Annotated in this window: 21 protein-coding genes; 8 read left to right on the top strand and 13 right to left on the bottom strand. The window is 69.9% G+C overall.

The features are described from left to right. Positions 1 to 16 precede the first annotated feature (16 nt). The 6 genes from ACZ6O0_RS08665 to ACZ6O0_RS08690 form a co-directional block, all read right to left on the bottom strand. A complete protein-coding gene (locus ACZ6O0_RS08665; RefSeq protein WP_465764228.1) occupies positions 17 to 1,300 on the bottom strand; it encodes a guanine deaminase in 1,284 nt (427 codons plus the stop codon). After that, entirely contained in the window at positions 1,297 to 2,193 is an 897-nt protein-coding gene (gene xdhC, locus ACZ6O0_RS08670) for a xanthine dehydrogenase accessory protein XdhC (protein ID WP_465764229.1), read from the bottom strand. Before xdhC ends, ACZ6O0_RS08665 begins: the two co-directional genes overlap by 4 nt. Then, positions 2,181 to 4,520 carry a xanthine dehydrogenase molybdopterin binding subunit gene (gene xdhB / locus ACZ6O0_RS08675; protein WP_465764230.1) on the bottom strand — a complete coding sequence of 780 codons (2,340 nt, stop codon included), beginning with the start codon at positions 4,518 to 4,520 and terminating at the stop codon, positions 2,181 to 2,183. Before xdhB ends, xdhC begins: the two co-directional genes overlap by 13 nt. Next, the gene (locus ACZ6O0_RS08680; RefSeq protein ID WP_465764231.1) at positions 4,517 to 5,962 is read right to left on the bottom strand and encodes a xanthine dehydrogenase small subunit; all 1,446 of its coding nucleotides are present in this window, start codon (positions 5,960 to 5,962) and stop codon (positions 4,517 to 4,519) included. Before ACZ6O0_RS08680 ends, xdhB begins: the two co-directional genes overlap by 4 nt. Then, positions 5,959 to 7,884 (bottom strand): 2-oxo-4-hydroxy-4-carboxy-5-ureidoimidazoline decarboxylase, encoded by a 1,926-nt coding sequence (gene uraD, locus ACZ6O0_RS08685; RefSeq protein ID WP_465764232.1) that lies wholly within the window; start codon positions 7,882 to 7,884, stop codon positions 5,959 to 5,961. Before uraD ends, ACZ6O0_RS08680 begins: the two co-directional genes overlap by 4 nt. A 133-nt stretch (positions 7,885 to 8,017) precedes the next feature. Beyond that, positions 8,018 to 9,550, bottom strand: a complete 1,533-nt coding sequence (locus tag ACZ6O0_RS08690; protein ID WP_465764233.1) for a PucR family transcriptional regulator — start codon at positions 9,548 to 9,550, stop codon at positions 8,018 to 8,020. A 244-nt stretch (positions 9,551 to 9,794) separates the two neighbouring features. On the opposite strand from ACZ6O0_RS08690, the gene ACZ6O0_RS08695 reads away from it, so the two are divergent. The 6 genes from ACZ6O0_RS08695 to ACZ6O0_RS08720 all read left to right on the top strand — a co-directional run bounded on the left by ACZ6O0_RS08695 (position 9,795) and on the right by ACZ6O0_RS08720 (position 16,667). Next, complete coding sequence (locus tag ACZ6O0_RS08695) at positions 9,795 to 10,607, top strand: hydroxypyruvate isomerase family protein (protein ID WP_465764234.1); 813 nt, start codon at positions 9,795 to 9,797, stop codon at positions 10,605 to 10,607. 68 nt (positions 10,608 to 10,675) lie between these two features. After that, a complete protein-coding gene (locus tag ACZ6O0_RS08700; protein WP_465764235.1) occupies positions 10,676 to 11,560 on the top strand; it encodes a 2-hydroxy-3-oxopropionate reductase in 885 nt (294 codons plus the stop codon). Next, positions 11,560 to 13,335: a glyoxylate carboligase gene (gene gcl / locus ACZ6O0_RS08705; protein WP_465764236.1), complete on the top strand. Its 1,776-nt coding sequence runs from the start codon at positions 11,560 to 11,562 to the stop codon at positions 13,333 to 13,335. Before ACZ6O0_RS08700 ends, gcl begins: the two co-directional genes overlap by 1 nt. Continuing rightward, positions 13,335 to 14,435: a glycerate kinase gene (locus ACZ6O0_RS08710; RefSeq protein ID WP_465764237.1), complete on the top strand. Its 1,101-nt coding sequence runs from the start codon at positions 13,335 to 13,337 to the stop codon at positions 14,433 to 14,435. The genes gcl and ACZ6O0_RS08710 overlap by 1 nt, the downstream gene beginning before the upstream one ends. A 76-nt stretch (positions 14,436 to 14,511) precedes the next feature. Next, positions 14,512 to 15,855: an allantoinase AllB gene (allB, locus tag ACZ6O0_RS08715; RefSeq protein WP_465764238.1), complete on the top strand. Its 1,344-nt coding sequence runs from the start codon at positions 14,512 to 14,514 to the stop codon at positions 15,853 to 15,855. Continuing rightward, complete coding sequence (locus ACZ6O0_RS08720; RefSeq protein WP_465764239.1) at positions 15,852 to 16,667, top strand: bifunctional allantoicase/(S)-ureidoglycine aminohydrolase; 816 nt, start codon at positions 15,852 to 15,854, stop codon at positions 16,665 to 16,667. The genes allB and ACZ6O0_RS08720 overlap by 4 nt, the downstream gene beginning before the upstream one ends. A 1-nt stretch (position 16,668) precedes the next feature. Here the strand turns inward: ACZ6O0_RS08720 and ACZ6O0_RS08725 are convergent, their stop codons facing one another. Then, positions 16,669 to 17,208 (bottom strand): GNAT family N-acetyltransferase, encoded by a 540-nt coding sequence (locus ACZ6O0_RS08725; protein WP_465764240.1) that lies wholly within the window; start codon positions 17,206 to 17,208, stop codon positions 16,669 to 16,671. Positions 17,209 to 17,291: 83 nt separating this feature from the next. On the opposite strand from ACZ6O0_RS08725, the gene ACZ6O0_RS08730 reads away from it, so the two are divergent. Beyond that, positions 17,292 to 18,059, top strand: a complete 768-nt coding sequence (locus ACZ6O0_RS08730) for an SDR family NAD(P)-dependent oxidoreductase (RefSeq protein ID WP_465764241.1) — start codon at positions 17,292 to 17,294, stop codon at positions 18,057 to 18,059. An 85-nt stretch (positions 18,060 to 18,144) separates the two neighbouring features. Here ACZ6O0_RS08730 and ACZ6O0_RS08735 read toward each other — a convergent pair whose 3' ends face one another. After that, the gene (locus tag ACZ6O0_RS08735; RefSeq protein ID WP_465764242.1) at positions 18,145 to 18,939 is read right to left on the bottom strand and encodes an ABC transporter permease; all 795 of its coding nucleotides are present in this window, start codon (positions 18,937 to 18,939) and stop codon (positions 18,145 to 18,147) included. After that, positions 18,936 to 19,889 carry an ATP-binding cassette domain-containing protein gene (locus ACZ6O0_RS08740; protein ID WP_465764243.1) on the bottom strand — a complete coding sequence of 318 codons (954 nt, stop codon included), beginning with the start codon at positions 19,887 to 19,889 and terminating at the stop codon, positions 18,936 to 18,938. Before ACZ6O0_RS08740 ends, ACZ6O0_RS08735 begins: the two co-directional genes overlap by 4 nt. A 97-nt stretch (positions 19,890 to 19,986) precedes the next feature. Here ACZ6O0_RS08740 and ACZ6O0_RS08745 point away from each other — a divergent pair, with 97 nt between their 5' ends. Then, on the top strand, positions 19,987 to 20,760 hold the full coding sequence (locus tag ACZ6O0_RS08745; RefSeq protein WP_465764244.1) for a TetR/AcrR family transcriptional regulator: 774 nt from the start codon (positions 19,987 to 19,989) through the stop codon (positions 20,758 to 20,760). On the opposite strand, the gene ACZ6O0_RS08750 is transcribed toward ACZ6O0_RS08745, so the two are convergent. The 4 genes from ACZ6O0_RS08750 to ACZ6O0_RS08765 all read right to left on the bottom strand — a co-directional run bounded on the left by ACZ6O0_RS08750 (position 20,757) and on the right by ACZ6O0_RS08765 (position 23,846). Beyond that, a complete protein-coding gene (locus ACZ6O0_RS08750) occupies positions 20,757 to 21,359 on the bottom strand; it encodes an FMN reductase (protein ID WP_465764245.1) in 603 nt (200 codons plus the stop codon). The two genes, ACZ6O0_RS08745 and ACZ6O0_RS08750, sit on opposite strands and share 4 nt — an antisense overlap. Then, positions 21,356 to 22,468, bottom strand: coding sequence for an LLM class flavin-dependent oxidoreductase (locus tag ACZ6O0_RS08755; protein WP_465764246.1), 1,113 nt, complete (start codon positions 22,466 to 22,468; stop codon positions 21,356 to 21,358). The genes ACZ6O0_RS08750 and ACZ6O0_RS08755 overlap by 4 nt, the downstream gene beginning before the upstream one ends. A 127-nt stretch (positions 22,469 to 22,595) precedes the next feature. Continuing rightward, entirely contained in the window at positions 22,596 to 22,922 is a 327-nt protein-coding gene (locus ACZ6O0_RS08760) for a tetratricopeptide repeat protein (RefSeq protein ID WP_465764247.1), read from the bottom strand. Positions 22,923 to 22,967: 45 nt separating this feature from the next. After that, on the bottom strand, positions 22,968 to 23,846 hold the full coding sequence (locus ACZ6O0_RS08765; RefSeq protein WP_465764248.1) for an aldo/keto reductase: 879 nt from the start codon (positions 23,844 to 23,846) through the stop codon (positions 22,968 to 22,970). Between the last annotated feature and the right edge of the window lie 31 nt (positions 23,847 to 23,877).

Consider the following 23,877-nt stretch of genomic DNA (forward strand, 5'->3'; position numbering starts at 1 on the left):
GGGTTGTGTTGTGCGGTCAGTGGTGGAGGAGGTGGCCGTCGATCCAGACTGCCTGGACATCGGCGGGGGTGCCGAGGGTGAAGATCCGTGACAGGGTTTCGTCGGCGTCGTTGGCGTGCGCCACGCCGACTGCGAGCGGGGAACCGTCGGCGGGGCGGAGGAGCTGGGCGTCGAACCGCTTGCCCACGCTCAGGTCGCCGACCTCCGCGCCCAGGCCGAGCGCCTCGGCACCAGCGGCCGTGGCCAGGTAGAGCAGGTGAGCCGAGCTGAGCGCGAGGCCGTGGTCGCCGAGCAGCTGCTGCGCGAAGTACGCCTGCAGCCCCTCCTTCAGCAGCGAGAACCCGGTGCCGGCGCCGACGTCGGACCCGAGAGCCACGCGGACGCCGTGCTGGAGATGCCGGCCGAGTGGGAACAGCCCGCTCCCGAGCGCGGCGTTGCTGGTCGGGCAGTGCGCGACCGTCGCCCCGCCGACCCCGAGCATCTTGAGCTCGACATCGGTCGGGTGCACGTTGTGCGCGAGCACGCAGCGCCGGTCGACCAGCCCGTGCCGGTCGTACGTCGTCACGTAGTCACAGCCCCCGAAGAGATCGGCGACCGTGGCGATCTCGGCCTCGTTCTCGTTGACGTGCGAGGTGAACAGCGCGCCCGGGATCGCCTGCATCAGGTCGCGGCAGGTGGCGAGGAGCTCATCCGTGCACGAGAGCGAGAACCGCGGCGTCACGGCGTACCGGTTCCGGCCGACGCCGTGCCAGCGGTTGGCCAGGGCGAGGGATTCGGCGTACGCGCGGACCGGCGTGGTCAGCAACTCCGGCCGCAGCAGCCGGTCGCTCAGCACGAGTCCGCTGGTGATCCGGAGCCCGACCTTCGACGCGGCGCTGAAGAGGGCGTCCATCGCGTCGGCGTAGTGCGCCCCGAAGACCAGCGCCGACGTCGTCCCGGCCGCGGCGAGCCCGCGGACGAACTCGGCGGCGACACCGGTGGCGTACGCGACGTCCGCCATCCGCGCCTCCTCGGGCAGCGCGTACCGATCGAGCCACTCGAGCAGCGGCAGGCCGAGCCCGCCGACGGCCCGGATCTGCGGGAAGTGCACGTGCGTGTCCACGAAGCCGGGCAGGACGACGCCACCGCTCAGGTCGACGACCTGCTCGGCCGGGTGCGCCTGCCGGAGCTCCAGAAAGGGGCCGCGAGCAACGATCAGCCCGTCGGTGACGAGCAGGCCGGCGTCGGAGTCGACCCGCAGTCCGCCGCCGGTGAACGGGTTGTCCGGAGTATCGAGGAACGTGCCTCGGAAAATGGTCATGCCTTCGCCTCACGCTGAGCCGGCGCGGGGCGACGCTCGGCAGATCGGGCCGACGCGGTCTGCCGCTCGGCGGTGTGAACCTGCGCGGGGACGCGCTCGGTGCTGAACTGCTGCAGGAGCCAGGCCGCCACGCTGACGGCGATCACGGCCGGCTCCTTGCCGGGGAGGTCCGGGAGTCCGATCGGGGTGATGATCCGGTCGATCGCGGCCTCGGAGTTGCCGTCCTCGGCGAGCTTGCGCCGGAACCGCGCCCACTTGGCGCTCGATCCGATCAGCCCGATCGTCGCCAGTTCCTCGTTGCGGATCGCGGCATCGCACAGCGCCGCATCCTCCGCGTGGTCGTGGGTCATCACCAGCGCGTGCGTACCCGGCGGCAGCTCTCCGACCACCAGTTCCGGCAGCACCGGAACGTTGTGCACATGCACCTGAGCGACCGCGTCGTCCAGCACCGCAAGGCGCTCGGCGGTCAGCTGATCGGAGCGCGAATCGACCAGATGCAGCTCGATGTCGTGCCGGGCCAGGATCCGCGCGAGCTCCAGGCCGACGTGCCCGATCCCGAAGATCGCGACCGACGGCACCACCGGCAACGGCTCCAGCAACAGCTTCACCTCACCACCGCAACACTGCACCCCGTGCTGGTACGGCGCTTTGTCCGACAGTGCGACCTCGAGCACCTCAGGCGCCGACGACCCGGCCTCGATCAGTTCACGGGAACGCTCGACGGCCAGCGCCTCCAGGTTCCCGCCACCGACCGTCGACCAAACGTTGTCCGAGGCAACGACCATCTTGGCGCCGGCCTCCCGCGGAGCGTGCCCGCGGACCGACATCACCGTGACCAGGACGCCGGGCCGGCGCCCGGAGCGCAGTAGCTGGACAGCCTTCATCCACTCCATGACTCACCACCCCGTGCGCGATCCAGGGCCCAGTAGACGGCCTCAGGCGTGGCCGGCGACGGGAGTTCGACGCTCGTCCCGGGCGGCCCGAAGGCGGCCGCGGCCTGGCGCAACGCCTCGCGGACCGAGAAGGCCAGCATCAGCGGCGGCTCGCCCAAGGCCTTCGAGCCGTAGACCGCGCCTTCCTCGTGCGCCTTCTCCAGCAGCCGGACGTTGAAGACCTCGGGCATCTCGGAGAACGAGGGCAGCTTGTAGGTACTCGCCGCCTGCGTCGCCAGCCGCCCACGTCGCTCGGTGTCGCTTTCGTCCCAGCGCAGGTCCTCGAGCGTCAGCCAGCCCGCCCCCTGGACGAACCCGCCCTCGATCTGACCGATGTCGATCAGCGGACTCAGGCTGTCGCCGACGTCATGCACGATGTCGACCCGCCGGAGCGTGTAGGCGCCACTGAACCCGTCCACCTCCACCTCGGCGGCCGCAGCGCCGTACGCGAAGTACTTGAACGGCTCACCGTGCATCGCGTTCGCGTCCCAGTGCAGTCCCTCGGTCCGGTAGAACCCGGCCGCCCACAGTTGCACCCGCTGCAGGTAGGCAGCGCGGACGAGCTCGTTCCAGTCCAGCCCGTCGCCGGACAGCCCGCGTACGACGCCGTCGACGAAGCGCACGTCGTGCGGGCTGATCCCGAGGCGACCGCCCGCGACCTGCGCGAGCCGCTCCCGGATCTGCTCACAGGCGTTCTTGATCGCCGCGCCGTTCAGATCCGCGCCCGACGACGCGGCCGTCGCCGAGGTGTTCGGGACCTTGTCGGTCCGGGTCGGTGCGAGCCGGACCCGGGCCAGCGGCAGCCCGAGCGAGGTGGCCGCGACCTGCAGCATCTTGGTGTGCAGGCCCTGCCCCATCTCCGTGCCGCCGTGGTTGATCAGCACCGACCCGTCCTTGTAGACGTGGACGAGCGCCCCGGCCTGGTTGAACGCGGTCAGGTTGAACGAGATGCCGAACTTCACCGGCGTCATCGCGATCGCCCGCTTCACATGGGCGTGCTCCGCGTTGAAGGCCGCGATCTCCGAAGCCCGGCGGGAGACGTCCGCACCGGAGAGCACCTGGCTCCAGCAGGACTCCAGCCGGTCGGCGTGCCGGACCGGCTGTCCGTACGGCGTCCTGTCGCCCACCTTGTAGAAGTTCCGGCGGCGCAGTTCGAGGGCGTCGTACCCGAGCAGTGGCGCGCACCGGCCGAGGATGTCCTCGATCACGAGCATGCCCTGCGGGCCTCCGAAGCCGCGGAACGCGGTCTGGGAGGTCTTGTTGGTCTGCGCGATCTGCCCGTCGACGCGGACGTTGGGGATCTCGTACGCGTTGTCGATGTGGCACATGGCCCGCGCCAGCACCGGCTCGGACAGATCTAGACTCCACCCGCCGTCGGCCGTCAGCGTCGCGTCCAACGCCACCAGGTGGCCCTCGTCGTCGAAGCCCACCTGCCACGAGCTGTGGAATCCGTGCCGCTTGCCGGACATCGTCATGTCCTGGGTGCGGTTCAGCCGCAACCGCACCGGCCGACCGGTCAGCGTCGCACCGAGGGCCGCGATCGCGGCGAAGCCGTGCGGCTGCATCTCCTTGCCGCCGAAGCCGCCGCCCATCCGAAGGCACTGCACCGTCACCGCATGGCTGGCCAGGCCGAGCACATGCGCGACGATCTCCTGCGTCTCGGACGGATGCTGCGTACTGCTCTGCACGAAGATCTGGCCGGCCTCGTCGACGTGCGCCAGCGCCGAGTGCGTCTCCAGGTAGAAGTGCTCCTGCCCCGCGAACTCGAACTCGCCCCGGAACACGTGCGCCGCACCGGCCAGCGCGGCATCCACATCACCGCGCTCCAGGTGCCGCCCGATGCCCTGGAAACGCCGCGCCGCAATCGCCTCGCGCACCGTCACGAGGGACGCCAGCGGTTCGTACTCGACCTCCACCGCCAGCGCGCCGAGGCGCGCGGCCTCCAACGTCTCCGCGAGCACCCAGCACACCGCGTGCCCGTTGAACATGACCTCACCGGGGAACAACGGCTCGTCGTGCTTCACCCCCGCGTCGTTCACCCCGGGGACGTCGTCCGCCGTCAGCACCCGCACCACGCCGGGAACGTCGTACGCCGGTTTCACCCGGAGGGCCGTGATCCGCGCATGGGCGTGCTGCGACTGGACCGGCCAGGCGTGCAGGACATCACGCGTCCGTTGCACGAGGTCGTCGGTGTACAGCGCAGTCCCGGTGACGTGCAGTGCCGCGCTCTCGTGCGGCAGCGGTACGCCGACAACCGCCTGCGCGGGTCGATCGGACAGCGAGCTCATGCGCTCGCCTCCTCTCCAGCGAAGTAGAACCGGAGCAGCGACTGGCCGAGCATTGCCGAGCGGTACGACGCACTCGCCCGGTGATCGTCCATCGGCGTCCCCTCGCCGGCCATCACCGCGGCGGCGGTGCGGATCGTGTGCTCCGTCCACGGCTGACCGATCAGCGCGGCCTCGGTGGCCCGGGCCCGCAGCGGCGTGGCCGCGACCCCGCCGAGCCCGATCCTGGCCTCCCGGACGACGCCGTCGACCACGTCCACGGCGTACCCGATGGCGACGCTCGAGATGTCGTCGAAGCGTCGCTTGGCGATCTTGTGGAAGGCCGTCAGCGGGGCGAGTGGCAGCGGAAACACGATCGTCTTGATCAGCTCGTCGGCGGCCTTCACGGTCTGCCGGTAGCCGGTGAAGTAGTCCGCGAGCGGAACCACCCGCTCACCTCGGTGCGACGCCAGGACGAGGGATGCGTCCAGCGCGAGCAGGGCGGGCGGGGTGTCACCGATCGGGGACCCGGTGCCCAGGTTGCCGCCGACGGTCGCGCCGTTGCGGATCAACCGGGACGCGAACTGCGGGAACATCTCGGCCAGCAGCGGTACGCGTCCGGCCAGCTTCCGCTCGATCTCGGTCAGCGTCAGCGCCGCACCGATCCGGACCTCGTCCGCTCCGAAGCTGAACTCTCGCAGCTCCGCGAGCCGGTCGATCGCGATGGTCAGCGGCGGACGCGAACCGAAGATGTTCACCTGCACTCCGAGGTCGGTCGACCCCGCCACGACCTCCGCCTCCGGTCGCTCGGCGAGCAGGCCCAGCACGTCGTCGAGCGATGCCGGCCGGACGAACTCCGCCTCGCCGGATGCCATCCCGGTCGCCGCGGGCGGAGGCGGTGGCGAGTCCCGGCGGACGGCCAGCGCGTCGTTCTCGGCCGGATCGCCGAGCGCGTACGCCGCGTCCCGGATCGGGCGGTAGCCGGTGCAGCGGCACAGGTTCCCGCTCAGGGAGTGCAGGTCGAATCCGTTCGGGCCGTGCTCGTGATCCTCGGTGGCGGGCGCCGTACGGCCGGGCCGGTAGTACTCGGCGGCCATGCTGCAGACGAAGCCCGGCGTACAGAAGCCACACTGCGAACCACCGCGGACGGCCATCTCCTCCTGCACCGGATGCAGCTCCGCCGGTGATCCCAGGCCCTCGGAGGTGATGATCTCCTGGCCGTCCAGGGCGGCGATCGGCAGCAGGCAGGCATTCACCGCGGTCCACTCGGTCGGGCTGTCGATCCCCGGCCGCGCGACCAAAACCGAGCAGGCGCCGCACTCACCCTCGGCGCAGCCCTCCTTGGCGCCGGTCAGGCCCCGGTCCCGGAGCCAGTCCAGCACGGTGGTGTGGACGGCGACGTCGCCGATCGCGGTGTCCGCGCCGTTCACCTTCAGGGTCGGTGCGCGGAGTGCTTGAGTGGTCATCGGTTGCTGCTCCAGCGTGTTCTTGCACTATGGATCGGATTTGCCTCGGAGAGGAAGTCGTCGAACCGGTAGCCGGCGATCTTCGCGATCTCGAGCAGCGCGGCGGCGTGCTCCTGGTTCTCGCAGTTGTCCAGCCGCTCCCGGCCCTGCTCGACGATCCGGGCGAAGGACTCCGCGTCCCGGACCGAGATGACCAGCGGGAAGCCGAACCGCTCCCGGTACGCCTCGGTGATCGTGGTCAGCTCGTCACGCTCCGGGTCGGCCAGGAAGGTGAGGCCCTTGTCCGACTGGTCGCGCAGTGACGCCTCGCCGCTGAGGCCGTCGGCGACGAACTGCGAGCCGAGCTGCGGGTACGCCTCGATCAGCTGCCGCTGCTCGTCGTGCGAGCCGGAGAACAGCGCCTCCTGGAAGGACCGGCGCAGCGCGTGGGTGTCGGCGAAGGGCCGCATCTCCCAGGCCCGCTCGACCGCCCAGCGCGGACCCTGGAACAGGCCGCCGAACGTCTCGACGAACTCCTCGCGGGTCATCTTGTTCACCTGGTCCAGCCGGACCGAGTCACCCGGCTGCCCGGCCACGGCCGGTCCGTAGTCCTTGCCGACGTGGTGGAACAGGATGTTCAGGCCGATCGCGGTCAGGCTGCCCAGCGTGATGCCGCTGCCGAAGATGATCTCGGCCCAGCCCGGCACGGCCTGGGCGACCTGCGGCTGCGCGGTGACGTACATGGCCAGACCGACGCTGGTCGCCACGATCACGACGTTGCGGTGGTCGTGGAAGTCGACCTTGGCCAGGGTCTGGAAGCCGACCACGGCCACGGTGGCGAACATCGCCAGCGCCGCGCCGCCCAGCACCGGGTGCGGGATGCCCGCGACGACCGCGCCGGCCTTCGGCACCAGGCCGATCAGGATCATGATCCCGCCGGCCGCCGCGACCACCCAGCGGCTGCGGACCCGGGTCAGCCGGACCAGTCCGACGTTCTCGGCGAAACACGTGTAGGGGAAGGAGTTGAAGACGCCGCCGATCGTGGTGGCCAGTCCGTCGGCCCGCAGCGCGCGGGCGATGTCGTCCTTGCCGATCCGCTTCTCGACGATCTCGCCGGTGGCGAAGACGTCACCAGTCGTCTCCACCGCGGTGATCAGCATGACCACGACCATCGAGATGATCGCCGCGATCGAGAACTTCGGCCAGCCGAAGTAGAACGGTGTGGTCACGCCGACCCAGGCGGACTCGCCGACGGCTCCGAAGTGCGCGTCGCCGAGGGCCCAGGCCACCAGCGTGCCCACGACCAGGCCGGCCAGGACGGCGATCGTCGCCATGAAGCCCTTGAAGACCCGCTGGATCAGCACGATCAGCCCCAGCGTCCCGAGGGCGTAGGCCAGGTTCTTCCCGCTGGTCGGGTCGGCCGTCGGTCCGGCGCCGCCGACCGCGTCCCCGGCCGCCACCGGCAGCAGGGCGAGACCGATGATCGTGATCACCGAGCCGGTCACGACTGGCGGGAAGAACCGGATCAGTTTGCTGAAGAACGGTGCGATGAAGAAGGTGGCGAGGCCGGCCACCAGCACGGCGCCGTAGATCACCAGCAGGCCGCTGGTCCCGCCGCCCGCGGCCAGGCCGATCGCGATCATCGGCGAGACCGCCGTGAACGTGACGCCCTGCAGCAGCGGCAGCCGGACGCCGACCTTCCAGAACCCGACCGACTGGATGATCGACGCGATGCCACAGGTGAAGAGGTCCGCGTTGATCAGGTGGATGAGTTGCTGGGTGGTGAGCCCGATCGCGTTCGCCAGCAGGATCGGCACGATCACGGCGCCGGCGTAGAACGCGAGCACGTGCTGCGTGCCGTAGACGGCGAGCTTGCCGACGGGCAGGACCTCGTCGACGGGATGGCGGCTGGCGCGGCGGCTCGGTCGCAGGGTGGCCTTCATCGGGACACGCTCCTTGGCGTCGGCAGGGGTTTGAACCTGCACGCCAGCATCGGCTCATCCGGAGCGCGATTGCACCCGATGAACCTCCGAAGTTGAACCGCTGTTGAACACCCGGCTTTGGAGGATCACACAATCAGAGCGATTTCAGGGCCAGGAACACGTCGACCCGGTCCTCGAGTCTCGACAGATCGCGTCCGGTCAGTTGCTCCACGCGTTCGATCCGGTAGCGAACCGTGTTGACGTGCAGGTGCAGCGACTCCGCCGTACGGGCCCAGGAACACGAGCAGGCGAGGAATTCCTGCAGGGTGGTGAGCAGGTCGGCGTGGGTCCGGCGGTCGTGCTCGAGCACCGGACCGAGCACCCGGTTGGTGTAGGTACGCCGGACGTCGTCGGGCAACGTCGCGAGCAGGAGCACGTGCGACGCGACCTCGTCCGAGGTGACCACCGACACCGGCGCCCGCCCGGCCCCGGCGGCCCGCTGGGCGAACCGGGCCTCCTCGAGCGCGCCGGCCAGCGCGTCGATCGCGGTCTCGCCGCTGATCCCGACCGCGAGCTTGGCGCGATGGAGCCCGGGTGCGAGCCGCCCGAAGGCCCGGCGCAACTGCTCGGGCAGCCCGGGCGCGAACGGGAGGAAGCCCACCAGCAATCCATCGCGGCCGGGCGCGACCACCGCCGGGCCGACGGTCAGGGCGACGTCCTCGAACAGACTGAGCGCCACCTCGCTCGGCCCGTCGTCCCGAAGCTCGGCGACCGCGATCACCATCGGCCGCTCCGCATGGGATCCCGCCTGCCGCAGCCGGATCGCGACCTCCGCGTGCGGTGCTCCGGACTCGACGAGCGCCAGCGCATCCGCCACCAGCGGTCGCAACGCCCGGCGCCCTTCGTCCCGCCGGGCGCGGTCCAGCGCGGCGATCGCACACAACTCCTGGACAGCCTCGACATGGTCGCGGGACCACTGGCTGTGGTCGCCCTCGATGACCAGCACCCACGCCGTCAGCCGATTCCCCAGCCCCGATCCGACCGGGAACAGGCTGTACGCCGTGTCGCCCGCCTGGGCCAGCGCCGGGGTGCGATCCGCGGTCAGGAACCGCCGCGTGACCGCGTCGAGCGTCAGGTCGTCCAGCTCGCCGGGCCCTGGTACGACGTGCCGTCCGGTCGGTGTGAGCACCCGGCAGTCGTGGCCGATCTCGGCGGAGATCCGGGCCGCGAGCTCATCCAGGCTGCGGCCGGCCGCGATCGACGACAGCAGTTGGCGCTGCCGGACCAGACTCGCCGACAACCGGGCCCCGGTCTCGGCCGACCCGGCGGCGGCGACGTACTCCGTGACGTCGGCGAACGCGATCTCGATCGGCACCTCGACCAGCGTGACCTCGTGCCGGTGGCAGGCCTCGACCAGGTCGGTCGGCACCTCGCCGAGCAACGCCTTGCCGGCCAGGATCGTGGTCGCGCCGCGGCCGGCCATCGAGGCGACGAACAGCTCGCTGTCCGCGGCGCGCCGGCGCCAGACCAGGCCGGTCAGGACCACCTCGCCGCCGTTCAGGTACCGGCCGGGTTCGAGCAGGTCGGTGGTGACGAGCCGGCCGATCGGGCGGTCGAGCGCGCTGCCCGCCGAGTGCAGCAGGCGCAGGCCGAGTTCCGGCGCGTCGAGCAGTTCGGTCAGCAGCACGACGCACCTCCCTCGGTTTCCCCCGGCCCCGCCCCGCCCCGTAGCGGAGTGGAGGGCGGGTGCTTCTCGCCGGGTCTTTAGAGGAACGTACAACGCGCGCCCGCACGTGAGACAGCGATCCGGCCGGCTGCCCTCCCGCGTGGCCTCGAGCTTGGCCGGAGGGTTGACGCTCCGGACGCGGTCGTCTTATGGTCATTTCGCAGAACAGAAATCAACTTCCGCGATACGGAAACTTGGAGTTGTGATGAGCCACCCGCTGCGCCACACGGTGAACTGCTCGCTGCTGTTCACCGAGCTGCCCCTGCTGGAGCGGCCCGCGGCCGCCCGGCGTGCCGGTTTCAGTGCGGTCGAGTTCTGGTGGCCGTTCGTCGAGGCGGTGCCGCCGGACCGCCAGGTCGACGCGTTCGTGACCGCGATCGCCGATGCCGGCGTCCAGCTGACCGGCCTCAACTTCTTCGCCGGCGACATGCCGGGCGGCGACCGCGGGCTGGTGTCCTGGCCCAAGCGGTCGAGCGAGTTCCGCGACAACGTCGAGGTCACCGTCGGGATCGGCGAGCGGCTCGGCTGCCAGGGGTTCAACGCCCTCTACGGCAACCGGGACGAGGCGAGCTCCGAGCGTGAGCAGGACGAGCTCGCGGTCGAGAACCTCGCCCTCGCCGCCGGTGTGGCCGGCCGGATCGGCGCCACCGTCCTGGTCGAGCCGGTCAGCGGCGCGGACCGGTACCCGCTGCTGACCGCGGCCGACGCGCTGGCCGTGATCGATCGCGTCCAGGCGGCGTACGACGTACCGAACCTCGGACTGCTCGCCGATCTGTACCACCTCGCGGTCAACGGCGACGACGTCGACCAGGTGATCGCGGACCACACCGACCGGGTCGCGCACGTCCAGATCGCCGACGCGCCGGGCCGCAACGAGCCGGGCACCGGCTCGCTCCCGCTCGACCAGCAGCTCAGCGCCCTCGCGGCGAACGGCTACACCGGCTGGGTGGGACTCGAGTACAAGCCGTCCACCAGCACCGACGAAAGCTTCGGCTGGCTGCCGTTCGAGCGCCGCTGATCACGACGACCGCCCCCCTTCTTTTCTTTCCTTCGTTCCCTGCTTTCTCACTATCGGGAGACAACGAGATGACGAACATTGCCTTCATCGGCCTCGGGATCATGGGCAACCCGATGGCGATTCACCTGGTCAACGCCGGTCACAGCGTGGCCGGTCTCGACCGGAGCCCGGAGCGGACCCAGACCCTGGTCGACGCCGGCGGCCGCGCTGCCGCCTCGATCGCGGACGCGGTCAAGGGCGCCGACGTGGTCTGCGTGATGGTCCCGGACTCGCCCGACGTGCAAGACGTGCTCGAAGGGGAGGACGGCGTCTTCCAGCAGGCCGAGACCGGCACGCTGATCATCGACTTCTCCAGCATCCGCCCCGACGTCACCCAGCAGCTCGCCGAGCAGGCGCGGGCGCTCGGCTTCCGGATGCTCGACGCCCCGGTCTCCGGTGGTGAGGCGGGTGCCAAGAACGCCGCGCTGTCGATCATGGTCGGCGGTGAGGCGGACGACTTCGCCACCGCCAAGCCGCTGTTCGACGTCGTCGGCAAGACGGTCGTCCACGTCGGCCCGAGCGGTTCGGGCCAGACCGTGAAGGCCGCCAACCAGCTGATCGTCGCCGCCAACATCCAGGCCGTGGCCGAGGCCGTGATCTTCCTGGAGGCGTACGGCGTCGACACCAAGGCGGCCCTGGAGGTCCTCGGTGGCGGCCTGGCCGGTTCCGCCGTACTGAACCAGAAGAAGGAGAACATGCTGTCCCGCTCCTTCCAGCCCGGCTTCCGGATCGACCTGCACTACAAGGACATGGGCATCGTCACCGCGGCCGCGCGGGAGGCGGGCGTCGTCGTACCGCTCGGAGCCCTCGTGGCCCAGCTGGTTGCGTCCGCCCGGGCCAACGGCGACGGCGGTCTCGACCACTCGGCACTGCTGCGTGGCGTGGAGCGCCTGTCCGGCAAGGAGGTCAGCTGATGGCCCGCATGCGCGCGGTCGACGCCGCGGTTCTGATCCTGGAGAAGGAAGGGTCCACGCAGGCGTTCGGGCTGCCCGGCGCCGCGATCAACCCGTTCTACAGCGCGATGCGGCAGCACGGCGGCATCAAGCACGTCCTCGCCCGGCACGTCGAGGCCGCCTCGCACATGGCCGAGGGCTACACCCGGGCGAAGGCCGGCAACATCGGCGTCTGCATCGGTACGTCGGGACCGGCCGGGACCGACATGATCACCGGGCTGTACTCGGCGTCGGCCGACTCGATCCCGATCCTGTGCATCACCGGCCAGGCGCCGGTCGCGAAGCTGCACAAGGAGGACTTCCAGGCGGTCGACATCGCCTCGATCGCCAAACCGGTCGCGAAGTGGGCGGTCACCGTGATGGAGGCCGCGCAGGTGCCGGGCACCTTCCAGAAGGCGTTCCAGCTGATGCGCGAAGGCCGTCCGGGTCCGGTGCTGATCGACCTGCCGCTGGATGTACAGCTGGCCCAGATCGACTTCGACATCGAGACCTATGAGCCGTTGCCGGTGTCCCGGCCGGCCGCGACCCGGGCGCAGGCCGAGAAGGTGCTGACGATGCTGGCCGCCTCCGGGCGTCCGCTGATCGTCGCCGGTGGCGGGATCGTCAACGCCGACGGGTCCGACCTGCTGGTCGAATTCGCCGAGCTCACCGGGATTCCCGTCGTACCCACGCTGATGGGCTGGGGCACGCTGCCGGACGACCACCCGCTGATGGCGGGGATGGTCGGGCTGCAGACATCGCATCGGTATGGCAACGCGACCATGCTGTCCTCGGATCTGGTGCTCGGGATCGGCAACCGCTGGGCGAACCGGCACACGGGCGGCCTCGATGTGTACCGGGGCGAGCGGAAGTTCATCCACGTCGACATCGAGCCGACGCAGATCGGGCGGGTGTTCGCGCCGGACTACGGGGTGGTGTCGGATGCTCGGGCCGCTTTGGAGATGTTCGTCGAGGTGGCGCGGGAGTGGGCCGCGGAGGGCAAGCTGGCGGACCGGTCCACGTGGGCCGCGGAGTGCCGCAAGCGCCGTACGGAGTTGCAGCGCAAGACGCACTTCGACGTGGTGCCGATCAAGCCGCAGCGCGTGTACGAGGAGATGAACCGGGCGTTCGGGCCCGACGTCCGCTACGTCAGCACGATCGGGTTGTCGCAGATCCAGGCCGCGCAGATGCTGCACGTCTACCGGCCGCGGCACTGGATCAACGCCGGTCAGGCCGGGCCGCTCGGGTGGACCGTGCCGGCCACGCTGGGGGTCGCGGTCGCGGACCCGGACAGCACGGTGGTGGCGTTGTCGGGCGACTACGACTTCCAGTTCCTGATCGAGGAGCTGGCGGTCGGGGCGCAGTTCAACATCCCGTACATCCACGTCGTCGTGAACAACTCCTACCTCGGGCTGATCCGGCAGGCGCAGCGCGGGTTCGACATGGACTTCTGCGTGCAGCTGTCGTTCGAGAACATCAACAGTCCCGAGGTCAACGGGTACGGCGTCGACCACGTGAAGGTCGCGGAAGGCCTTGGCTGCAAGGCGTTGCGGGTGTTCGAGCCGGACGGCATCCTGCCGGCGCTGGAGCAGGCCAAGAAGCTGATGGTCGAGCACCAGGTCCCGATCGTGGTCGAGGTCATCCTGGAGCGCGTCACGAACGTGTCGATGGGCCTGGAGATCGACAACATCGTCGAGTTCGAGGACGTGGCCGAGGTCCCCGAGGACGCACCGACCGCACTCGCGCTGCTCGACTGATGCCCCGGGTGATCATCGCCTCCGACAAGTTCAAAGGAACCCTGACCAGCACGGAGGTAGCGGCCGCGGTCGCCACCGGCATCCACCGACGCCACCCCGGCACCACCATCACTCCGATCCCAGTAGCCGACGGCGGCGACGGCACCCTGGCCGCCGCCGTCGCGGCAGGCTTCGAGCGAGTCCCCGTCACCGCCTCCGGCCCCACCGGAGCACCGGTGAGTACTGGATATGCCAGGCGAGGTGATGTGGGGGTTGTTGAGCTGGCTGATGTCTGCGGGTTGGTGCGGCTGCCGGGTGGGCAGTTGGAGCCGATGACTGCCAGCTCGCTCGGCGTCGGGGAGGTGATTGCGGCGGCCATCGACGCGGGCTGCCGGAAGATCATCCTCGGCATCGGTGGCAGTGCGTCTACCGACGGCGGGGTCGGCCTCGTGCGTGCGCTTGGTGCCGGCGTGACCTCGACCTCGCTCGATCTCAGCGCGCTTCGGCGGCGGCTGGATGGGGTCGAGGTTGTCGTGGCCTGCGACGTGGACAATCCGCTGACCGGGCCGCACGGGGCGGCCGCGGTGTACGGGCCGCAGAAGGGGGCTGACCCGGAGCAGGTGGCGGAGCTTGATGCGGCGCTCACCCGCTGGGCCGACCTCGTGGCGCGGGAGACCGGGAAGGATCTCCGGGACGCGCCGGGTGCGGGCGCCGCGGGTGGTGTGGGGTTCGCGGCGCTGGCTCTGCTGGGTGCCGAGCTCCGGCCGGGGATCGACCTCGTGCTGGAACTGGTCGGCTTCCACGAGCAACTCGCCGGCGCGGACCTGGTCATCACCGGCGAAGGCGCCCTCGACGAGCAAACCCTCCACGGCAAGGCCGTCGCGGGTGTCGCGACCGCTGCGGCAGCGCACCACATTCCCGTGGTAGCCGTCTGCGGCATCAACCACCTGAAGCCCCACCAACTACAGCAAGCAGGTGTCCAGGCGGCGTACGCGTTGACCGATGTGGAGCCTGATGTACGGCGGTGTATCGCCGAGCCGATCCCGCTGCTGGAGCGAATCGGGGAACGGATCGCGGCCGGCCACCTTACGATGACAGGAACTGAGAGGGGCACCGCATGAGCGAGCGTAGCGAGTTCATCATCAAGCACAGCGCGCCTCGTCGCTCATCCGCGCCCGGAGCGAAGCGAGGACGTGGATGAGCTTGCTGGACCTCGTGATCAAGGCTCGCCGGGTGGTGCGGGCGGCGGGTGAGACGGCGGCTGCCGTCGGCGTCCGGGACGGGCGGATCGTCGCGATCGCGCCGTACGACGCCGACCTCGACGCCGCCGCGGACGTCCGGCTGGCCGAGGACGAAGTACTGCTCCCGGGCCTGGTCGACTCCCACGTCCACGTCAACGACCCCGGCCGGACCGAGTGGGAAGGCTTCACCAGCGCGACCAAGGCCGCCGCGGCCGGCGGCGTCACCACGATCGTCGACATGCCGCTCAACAGCATCCCGCCGACCTGCGACGTCCCGGCGCTCGACCTCAAGCGCAAGACCGCCCAGACCCAGGCGTACGTCGACACCGGCTTCTGGGGCGGCGCGATCCCGGGCAACGTCCCGGACCTCCGCCCACTCCACGAGGCCGGCGTGTTCGGCTTCAAATGCTTCCTGCTGCACTCGGGCGTCGACGAGTTCCCGCCGCTGGACCCGGCGCAGGTCGAGGCCGCGATGCGCGAGATCAGCACGTTCGACGGCTTGCTGATCGTGCACGCCGAGGACGCCCACCGGATCGACGACGCCCCACCGGCGAACGGCACGAGCTACCTCGACTTCCTGCGCTCCCGCCCGCGCGCGGCGGAGAACGAAGCCGTTGCCAACGTCATCGATCTTGCCCGCGCGACCGGCTGCCGCGTCCACATCCTGCACGTCTCCAGCGCCGACGTCCTCCCGCTCATCGCCGAAGCCCGCGACACCGGCGTACGGATCACGGCCGAGACCTGCCCGCACTACCTGACCTTCACCGCGGAGGAGATCCCCGACGGCGCCACGCAGTACAAGTGCTGTCCGCCGATCCGCGAGGCCGCCAACCGCGACCACCTCTGGGCCGGGCTGAAGGACGGCACGATCGACCTGGTCGTCTCCGACCACTCACCGTCGACGATCGACCTCAAGAACCTGGACACCGGCGACTTCGGCACCGCCTGGGGCGGGATCGCCTCACTGCAACTCGGCCTGCCGGCGGTGTGGACCGAGGCCCGCCGCCGCGGCTTCACCCTGACCGATGTCGCCCGCTGGATGTCCGCCGCCCCGGCAGCACAGACCGGACTGCGCACCAAGGGCCGGATCGACGTCGGCAACGACGCCGATTTCTGTGTCCTCGCCCCCGACGACACGTTCGTCGTCGACGCGAAGACCCTGCAGCACAAGAACGCGATCACGCCGTACGACGGACGCACCCTCGCCGGTGTCGTCCGCAGCACCTGGCTGCGCGGCGAGCGCGTCGACAGCGAAGCCGGCCCGCGTGGCCGCTTGCTGACCCGAGGAGGACAAGGATGAGCTACTACGCCCCGAAGGGTGGACTGCCCGCGCAGACCGACCTCACCACCGACCGCGCGGTCTTCACCGAGGCGTACGCCGTCCTCCCGCGCGGCACGATGCGCGACATCGTCACCAGCCGGCTGCCGTTCTGGGAGGACACCCGGCTGTGGGTGATCGCCCGGCCGTTGTCCGGGTTCGCCGAGACGTTCTCGCAGTACATCGTCGAGGTCGCGCCGGGCGGCGGCAGCGACAAGCCGGAGACCGACCCGGCCGCCGAGGCCGTCCTGTTCGTTGTCCAAGGCAACTTGGTACTCACGGTCGCCGGCGAGAAGCACGCGCTCGCACCGGGTGGGTACGCGTTCCTGCCGCCCGGTGGTGACTGGACGGTACGGAACACCAGCGACGCCGTCGCCACCTTCCACCTGGTCCGGAAGGCGTACGAGCGGATCGAGGGTATCGACGTACCACCGGCCTTCGTCACCAACGAGGTCGACGTCGAGGGCCGCGAGATGCCGGGCACCGAGGGCCGCTGGAAGACCCAGCGGTTCGTCGACCCGGACGATGTCCGGCACGACATGCACGTCAACATCGTCAGCTTCGAGCCGGGCGGCGTGATCCCGTTCCCCGAGACGCACGTGATGGAACACGGCCTGTACGTCCTCGAAGGCAAGGCCGTCTACCTCCTCAACAAGGACTGGGTCGAGGTCCAGGAGGGCGACTTCATGTGGCTCCGGTCCTTCTGCCCGCAGGCCTGCTACGCCGGTGGGCCCGGCCGTTTCCGCTACCTGTTGTACAAGGACGTCAACCGCCACCCGAAGCTGACGCTCTGACTCAGCTGGAGATCGTCACCGGGCGCTGCGGTGGGGTGAGCGGGTCGGTGAGCAGGCGGGCGTGGCGCTCGACGTCGTACCGGGTGCCGTCGTACGCGAGGCGCTGGCGTTCGAGGCCCTCGGACAGGAAGCCCGCACCGGCAGCCACCGCGCAGGACGCGGGGTTGTTGAGCCGATGCCCGAGCTCGAGCCGGTAGAGGCCGGCCTCGTGGTGGGCCCAGCCGGCCAGGGCGCGGAGGGCGTCCCGGGCGACGCCGTGCCCACGGACGTCGGCGAGCGTCCAGTACCAGGTCCAGCCCACCTGGTGCCGGTCGATGTTCGTCACGGCCACGCACCCGATCGGGTGGTCGTCGGCGTCCGCGACGGCGTACACATGCCCGTTGTCCAGGTCGGCGACGCGGCCGATCCAGTCCACCGCGGACGCCCGGTCCACGATCCCGCCTTGTGTGCGCATCTCGGGATCCTGGTGCGCCGCCGCGAGCCGCAACGCATCCGCCGTCCGCCACCGCCGCAGCCCCAGCTGCCCGAGCGCGTATCCCATCCATCGAATCTACCGCTCGGTCAGCCTCGGCGGACCCGCCCACGGCGCGTTATCTCCGCTGCGGGCAGGAGAGGATAGGGCCCATGGGATATCTGGATTTCAGGGATCAGGTTGTCGTGGTGACCGGGGCCAGCAGCGGGATCGGGGCCGCGGCGGCGGTCGGGTTCGCGGAGACCGGGGCGACGCTGGCGCTGCACTACCACCGCAACGAGGAGGGCGCGAAGCACACCGTCGGCGCGGTGCAGACGGCCGGCGGTACGGCGTCCCTGCACCAGGCGGACCTGGCCGACCCGAAGTCGGCCGACGCCTTCATCGACGAGGTCCTCGCGCAGCACGGCCGGATCGACGTCCTCGTCAACAACGCCGGTGACCTGGTCCAGCGGACCGCGGTGGCCGACGTACCGGACGAGGAGTTCCACCGGATCCTGGACGTGAACCTGACTTCGGTGTTCGCGCTCAGCCGCCGGATCGTGCCGGTGTTCCGTGGGCAGGGCGGCGGCGCGATCGTCAACGTCACCTCGATCGCCGGCCGCAACGGCGGTGGCGGCGGGTCGGTCGTGTACGCGACCAGCAAGGGCGCGGTCAGCACGTTCACCCGCGGCCTGGCCAAGGAGCTCGCACCCGAGGGCATCCGGGTCAACGCGATCGCCCCCGGTGTCATCAAGACCCCGTTCCACGACCGGCACACCGGCGACGAGCAGATGGCCGCCCTGGTCGGCACCATCCCGATGGGCCGCACCGGCACTCCCCACGAGTGCGTAGGCACCATCCTCTTCCTCGCCTCCGACCGCATGTCCTCCTACATCACCGGCCAAATCATCGAAGTCAACGGCGGCCAACTCATGCCCTAGGCGGACACCCGCCACTCACCAACCTCGAGCCGCAGCGCGTCTCCACGCTCACCGGCGAGGTGGTTGGTGAGTGGCGGAGTCCGGCTCACCGCGACAGGGTGCGGAAGCGGTGGGCTGAGAGGGGGAGGAAGACGGCGATCAGGAGGGCCGGGGCGAGGAGGGCGGCTGTTTCGGCGTGGGTGCCGATCCAGGTGGCGGTGGCGGAGGGGTCGGGGTTGCCGAAGAGGGCTCGGGAGGCCGTGGCGGTCGCCGAGAGAGGGTTCCACTGGGCGATGGTGCCGAGCCAGGACGGCATCGTCGAGGTGGCGACGAAGGCGCTGGACAGGAAGCCGATCGGCCAGACCAGGACCTGGACCATCGTCACGCTCTGCGCGTTCTTCACGGTCAGCCCGATGAAGATCCCCACCCACAGCAGCGCGAACCGCAGCAGCAACAGCAACCCGAACGCGCCCAGCGCGGACGGCAGACCCTCATGCCACCGCCAGCCGAGCGCGAGCCCGGTCGCGACCAGCACGAGCAGCGTCACCGCCGAGTCCAGCATGTCCGCGATGCACCGCCCCAGCACGACCGCCGCCGAGCTCATCGGCAACGACCGGAACCGGTCCGTGACGCCCTTCGCGGCATCCGTCGTGACCGCGGTCATCGTGCCCTCCAGCCCGAACAGCATGGACAGCGCGAAGATCCCCGGCACGAGCAACTCGTAGTACGACTCACCGTCGGGGAAGTCCATCGCCCCACCCAGCAACGCGCCGAACATCAGCAGCATCAGCACCGGGAAGAACCAGTTGAAGATCACGATCCCCGGCTGCATCCGCCAATGGACCAGGGTCCGCCGCGCGATCGTCCAACTGTCCGCCAGCGCCCAGCCGAATCCCGTCATGCCGCCACCTCCGGTCCGGTCAGGTGCAGGAAGACCTCGTCCAGCGTCGGTCTGCGCAACGTGATGTCCTCCGGTTCGATCCTTGCCTCATGCAACGAGTTGGCCATCACCACCAGGGCCTTGGTGCGGTCCTTGACCGGCACGCTGATCCGTACGTCGTTGATCCGGATCTCCCCGTCCGCCAAGGGTTCGGCCAACCGCCGGACACGATCGACGTCGGCGGGATCCGCGAGTACGAGATCCAGCCAGTCCGACCCGAGCTGGGTCTTCAGCTCGTCCGGAGTGCCCTCGGCGACGACCTTGCCGGCCTTCAGCATCGAGATCCGGTTCGCCAGCTGATCCGCCTCCTCCAGGTACTGCGTGGTCAGCAGCACCGTCGTCCCGCCGTCGACCAGTTGCCGTACGGCGGACCACACCTCGAGCCGCCCGGCCGGGTCCAGACCGGTCGTCGGCTCGTCCACGAAGAGGACCCGTGGCGCGACGATCAGGCTCGCCGCCAGATCGAGCCGCCGGCGCATCCCGCCGGAGTACTTGCTCACCGCCTGGCCGGCCGCGTCCGTCAGGCTGAACCGCTCGAGCAGCTCGTCGGCCCGACGAACAGCCTTGGCGTGCCCGAGATGGTTCAGCCGGCCGAACATGACCAGGTTCTGCCGGCCGGTCAGGACCTCGTCGATCGCGGCGTACTGGCCGACCAGCCCGATCCGGCGCCGGACCTCGGCTCCTTGCCGGCGGACGTCGTACCCCGCGATGGTCGCCGTACCGGAATCCAGCTCCAGCAGCGTGGACAGGATCCGCACCGCCGTCGTCTTGCCGGCGCCGTTGGGGCCGAGCAGCCCCGTCACCGTCCCGGCCGTCACCTCCAGGTCGAATCCGTTCAGCCCTGCCCCCTCGGTGCCGCCCTTGTAGTGCTTCCGTACGCCGACGGCCTCGATCACACGTTCCGTAGTCACTTCCCACCTCTCACCCGGTTGAGTCGTAGACTGTACCGTACACTGTACGACTCAGTGTACGATCGGGACAACGACGACCGGCTGGAGAATGTTCCCGTTGACTGGAAAGAAGGTGGCCGCGCCCGATCCGGCGCGCAGCCTGGCGCTGCTCTGGGGCAGTCACACGAAGGCCGGCCGCTCCGGTCTGACCGTCCGCGCGATCGTCGACGCCGCCATCGAGCTGGCCGACGCGCAGGGGCTCGAGGCGGTGTCGATGCGGATGGTCGCCGAGCGCCTCAAGGCCGGCACGATGTCGCTCTACACCCACGTGCCCGGCAAGGGTGAGCTGACCGACCTGATGTTCGACCGCGTGTACGGCGATCTGTACGCCGACGTCGACGAGCCGGCCGGTCAGCCCGGGGGCTGGCGGGGAGCCCTGGAGTTCATCGCGCACCGCAACTGGGACGTCCTGACCGCGCACCCGTGGATCCACGAGGTCCCGACGATGCGGACGGCGCTCGGGCCCAACATCACCAAGAAGTACGAGGCCGAGCTACGCCCCCTGGACGGCCTCGGACTGACGGATGTCGAGATGGACTCCGCGCTCACGCTGGTGCTCACCCACGTCCAGGGCACGGCCCGCGCCGGCGCGGAACAACTCCGCACCCAGCGCGACTCCGGCCTCACCGACGAGGAGTGGTGGCGTCAGATCTCGCCCACGCTCACGCACGTCATGTCCGGCACCGCGCAGCACTTCCCCGTCGCCGGCCGCGTCGGCACCGCGGTCGGCGAACACTTCCAGTCCATCCTCGACCCCGCCCACGCCCTGGCGTTCGGCCTGACCAGGATCCTCGACGGGATCGGTCTCCTGATCGAGGAGCGGTCCGCCTAGCTGTTGAGCAGATCCTCGAACGGCGTGGGGTTGTCGTAGGGGTCGGTCTGGGTGGGGGTTTCGTGGTGCAACGCGGCGACCAGGTCGGTGGCTGCCTGCGTGATGCGGGTCCGGAGCTTGCCGGCGTTCGGGCCCCAGTCGGTCGAGGCGGCGTACACGGCCGTGGCGACCGGGAGCGCCTTCAGGTAGGCGAACAGCGGGCGGAGGGCGAACTCGAGCACCAGCGAGTGGCGCTCGGTACCGCCGGTCGCGGCGAGCAGGACAGGCTTGCCGGCCAGCGCCTGGTCGTCGAGCACGTCGAAGAACATCTTGAAGAGCCCGGAGTACGACGCGCTGAAGGTCGGGCTGACCACGATCAGCGCATCGGCCGCGGTCACCGTGTCCAGGACCGTCCGCAAGGACGCCGACGGGAAGCCGGTGAGCAGGTTGTTGGTCAGGTCGTGCGCGTGGTCGCGCACCTCGATCATCTCGATCCGGGAGGCGATCCCGCGGCCGGACAGGTCGTCCTGGACCGCAGCCGCCAGTTGGTCGGCGAGCAGCCGGGACGACGACGGTGTCGTCAGCCCGGCCGTCACCACGGCGATCACCCGCTCGGTCATACCGTCGGCTCCTCGATCGTCTCCAGGTCGCGCGCCCGCTCGGCGGCGGCCTTCAGTGAAGCATGAGTCGGTGCGTCCGGCACGTGCGCCGGCTTCTTGGCCGCGAACTCCTTGCGCAGTACCGGAACCACCTCTTCGCCGAGGATGTCCAGCTGCTCGAGCACGGTCTTCAACGGCAATCCGGCGTGGTCCATCAAGAACAGCTGTCGCTGGTAGTCACCGAAGGCCTCGCGGAACGACAGCGTCCGCTCGATCACTTCCTGCGGGCTGCCGACCGTCAACGGCGTCTCCCGGCTGAAGTCCTCCAGCGAGGGGCCGTGCCCGTACACCGGCGCGTTGTCGAAGTACGGCCGGAACTCCCGGACGGCGTCCTGCGAGTTCTTGCGCATGAAGACCTGACCGCCGAGACCGACGATCGCCTGGTCCGCGGCGCCGTGCCCGTAGTGCTCGAAGCGGGTCCGGTAGAGCTCGATCATCCGCTTGGTGTGGGAGATCGGCCAGAAGATGTTGTTGTGGAAGAACCCGTCGCCGTAGTACGCCGCCTGCTCGGCGATCTCGGGGGACCGGATCGAGCCGTGCCAGACGAACGGCGGTACGCCGTCGAGCGGCCGCGGGGTCGACGTGAACCCCTGCAGCGGCGTCCGGAACTTGCCTTCCCAGTCGACCACGTCCTCGCGCCAGAGCCGGCGCAGCAGGGCGTAGTTCTCGATCGCGAGGCCGATGCCGTTGCGGATGTCCTGACCGAACCACGGGTACACCGGGCCGGTGTTGCCGCGGCCCATCATCAGGTCGACCCGGCCGTCGGCCAGGTGCTGCAGCATCGCGTAGTCCTCGGCGATCTTCACCGGGTCGTTGGTGGTGATCAGGGTCGTCGAGGTGGACAGGATGATCTTCGACGTCTTCGCGGCGATGAACCCGAGCTGCGTGGTCGGCGACGACGGCACGAACGGCGGGTTGTGGTGCTCGCCCTGGGCGAACACGTCCAGCCCGACCTCTTCGGCCTTCAGCGCGATGGCCACCATCGCCTTGATCCGCTCGCCCTCGCTCACGGTCGTGCCGGTCGTCGGGTCCTCGGTCACATCCCCGACGCTGAACACACCGAACTGCATCCGTCCTCCTCAAGCTGGATAGTTCACTATTAAACTACTCTGATCAGGAGAACGCCAATCCCCGGTGAGTCATTCCACCGCAAACGGCCCGCGATCCCCAGGGGATCGCGGGCCGTCAGCCGGTCCGTCACAGACTGTGTGGTCTCAGATGCTCGTCATCACCGGTCAACGCCGCGGCGATCCGCCGGTGCTTCCCGGCCTCCTCCGCCCGCGACTGCCGCTCGAGGGTCCGCGCCAGCATCAGGTGCGCGTAGTACTCGGTCGGCTCCCGCTCGATCACCTCGAGCAACTGCTCCTCAGCCGGCTTCAGCAACGCCGCGTGGTAGTAGGCCCGCGCCAGCAGCAACCGAGTCCCGACATCCTCCGGCGTCTCCTCGACAACCGGCCGCAGGGCCCGGATGGCCCCCCGATAATCCCGCTCCTCGAAGTACTGCTGCCCAATCCCATAACTCAACGCCCGCATATCTTCCACGCCCGGGGAACGCGTCCCCGCCGGCACCTATTCCGTGGCGTCGAGGGTGGCTACCTGGGCGGGGGTGAGTTCGAGGTCGATCGCGGTGTAGGAGTCGCGGATGGTCTCGGGGCGGCTGGAGCCGGGGATGGGGATGACGTGGGGGGACTTGGCGAGCATCCAGGCGAGGGTGAGGCGCTGGGGGCTGACGCCGAGGTCGGCGGCGAGTTGGTGGAAGGCGGGGTGCTTGCTGCCGAGGGCGCCGGCGTTGGAGATGCCGCCGAGCGGGGACCAGGGCAGGAAGGCGATGCCGAGCTCGTCGCAGAGCTCCAGCTCCGGCTCGCTGGAGCGGAACGCGGGGGAGAACTGGTTCTGCACCGAGACCAGGCGGCCGCCGAGGATCTCGTTGGCCTGCTTGATCTGGGCAGGGTTCGCGTTCGAGATGCCGGCCTGCTGGATCTTGCCCGCGTCGAGCAGGTCGCGGATCGCGCCGATCGAGTCCTCGTACGGCGTCTTCGGGTCGGGCCGGTGGAACTGGTACAGCCCGATCGCCTCCACCCCGAGCCGCTTCAGCGACGCGTCTGCCGCCTCGAACAGGTGCTTCGGTGAGCCGTCGACGGTCCAGCTGCCGTCGCCCGGTCGCTGGTGGCCGCCCTTGGTGGCGACGACCACGTTCGACGTGTCACCGCCGTACGACGCCAGGGCCTTGGCGATCAGGGTCTCGTTGTGACCGACGTCGGTCGCGGTCAGGTGGTACGCGTCGGCGGTGTCGATCAGCGTGATGCCGGCGTCGAGCGCGGCGTGGATGGTCGCGATGGACCGGGCTTCGTCGGGCCGGCCCTCGATCGACATCGGCATGCCGCCGAGCCCGATCGCGGACACCTCGACGGCACCGATCCGGCGGGTCTTGTTCGTGTCAGCTGCCATGCCTCCAACCTCCCTCGCCCGGACCGCGGAT

Source organism: Kribbella sp. NPDC048837 (assembly GCF_055586945.1).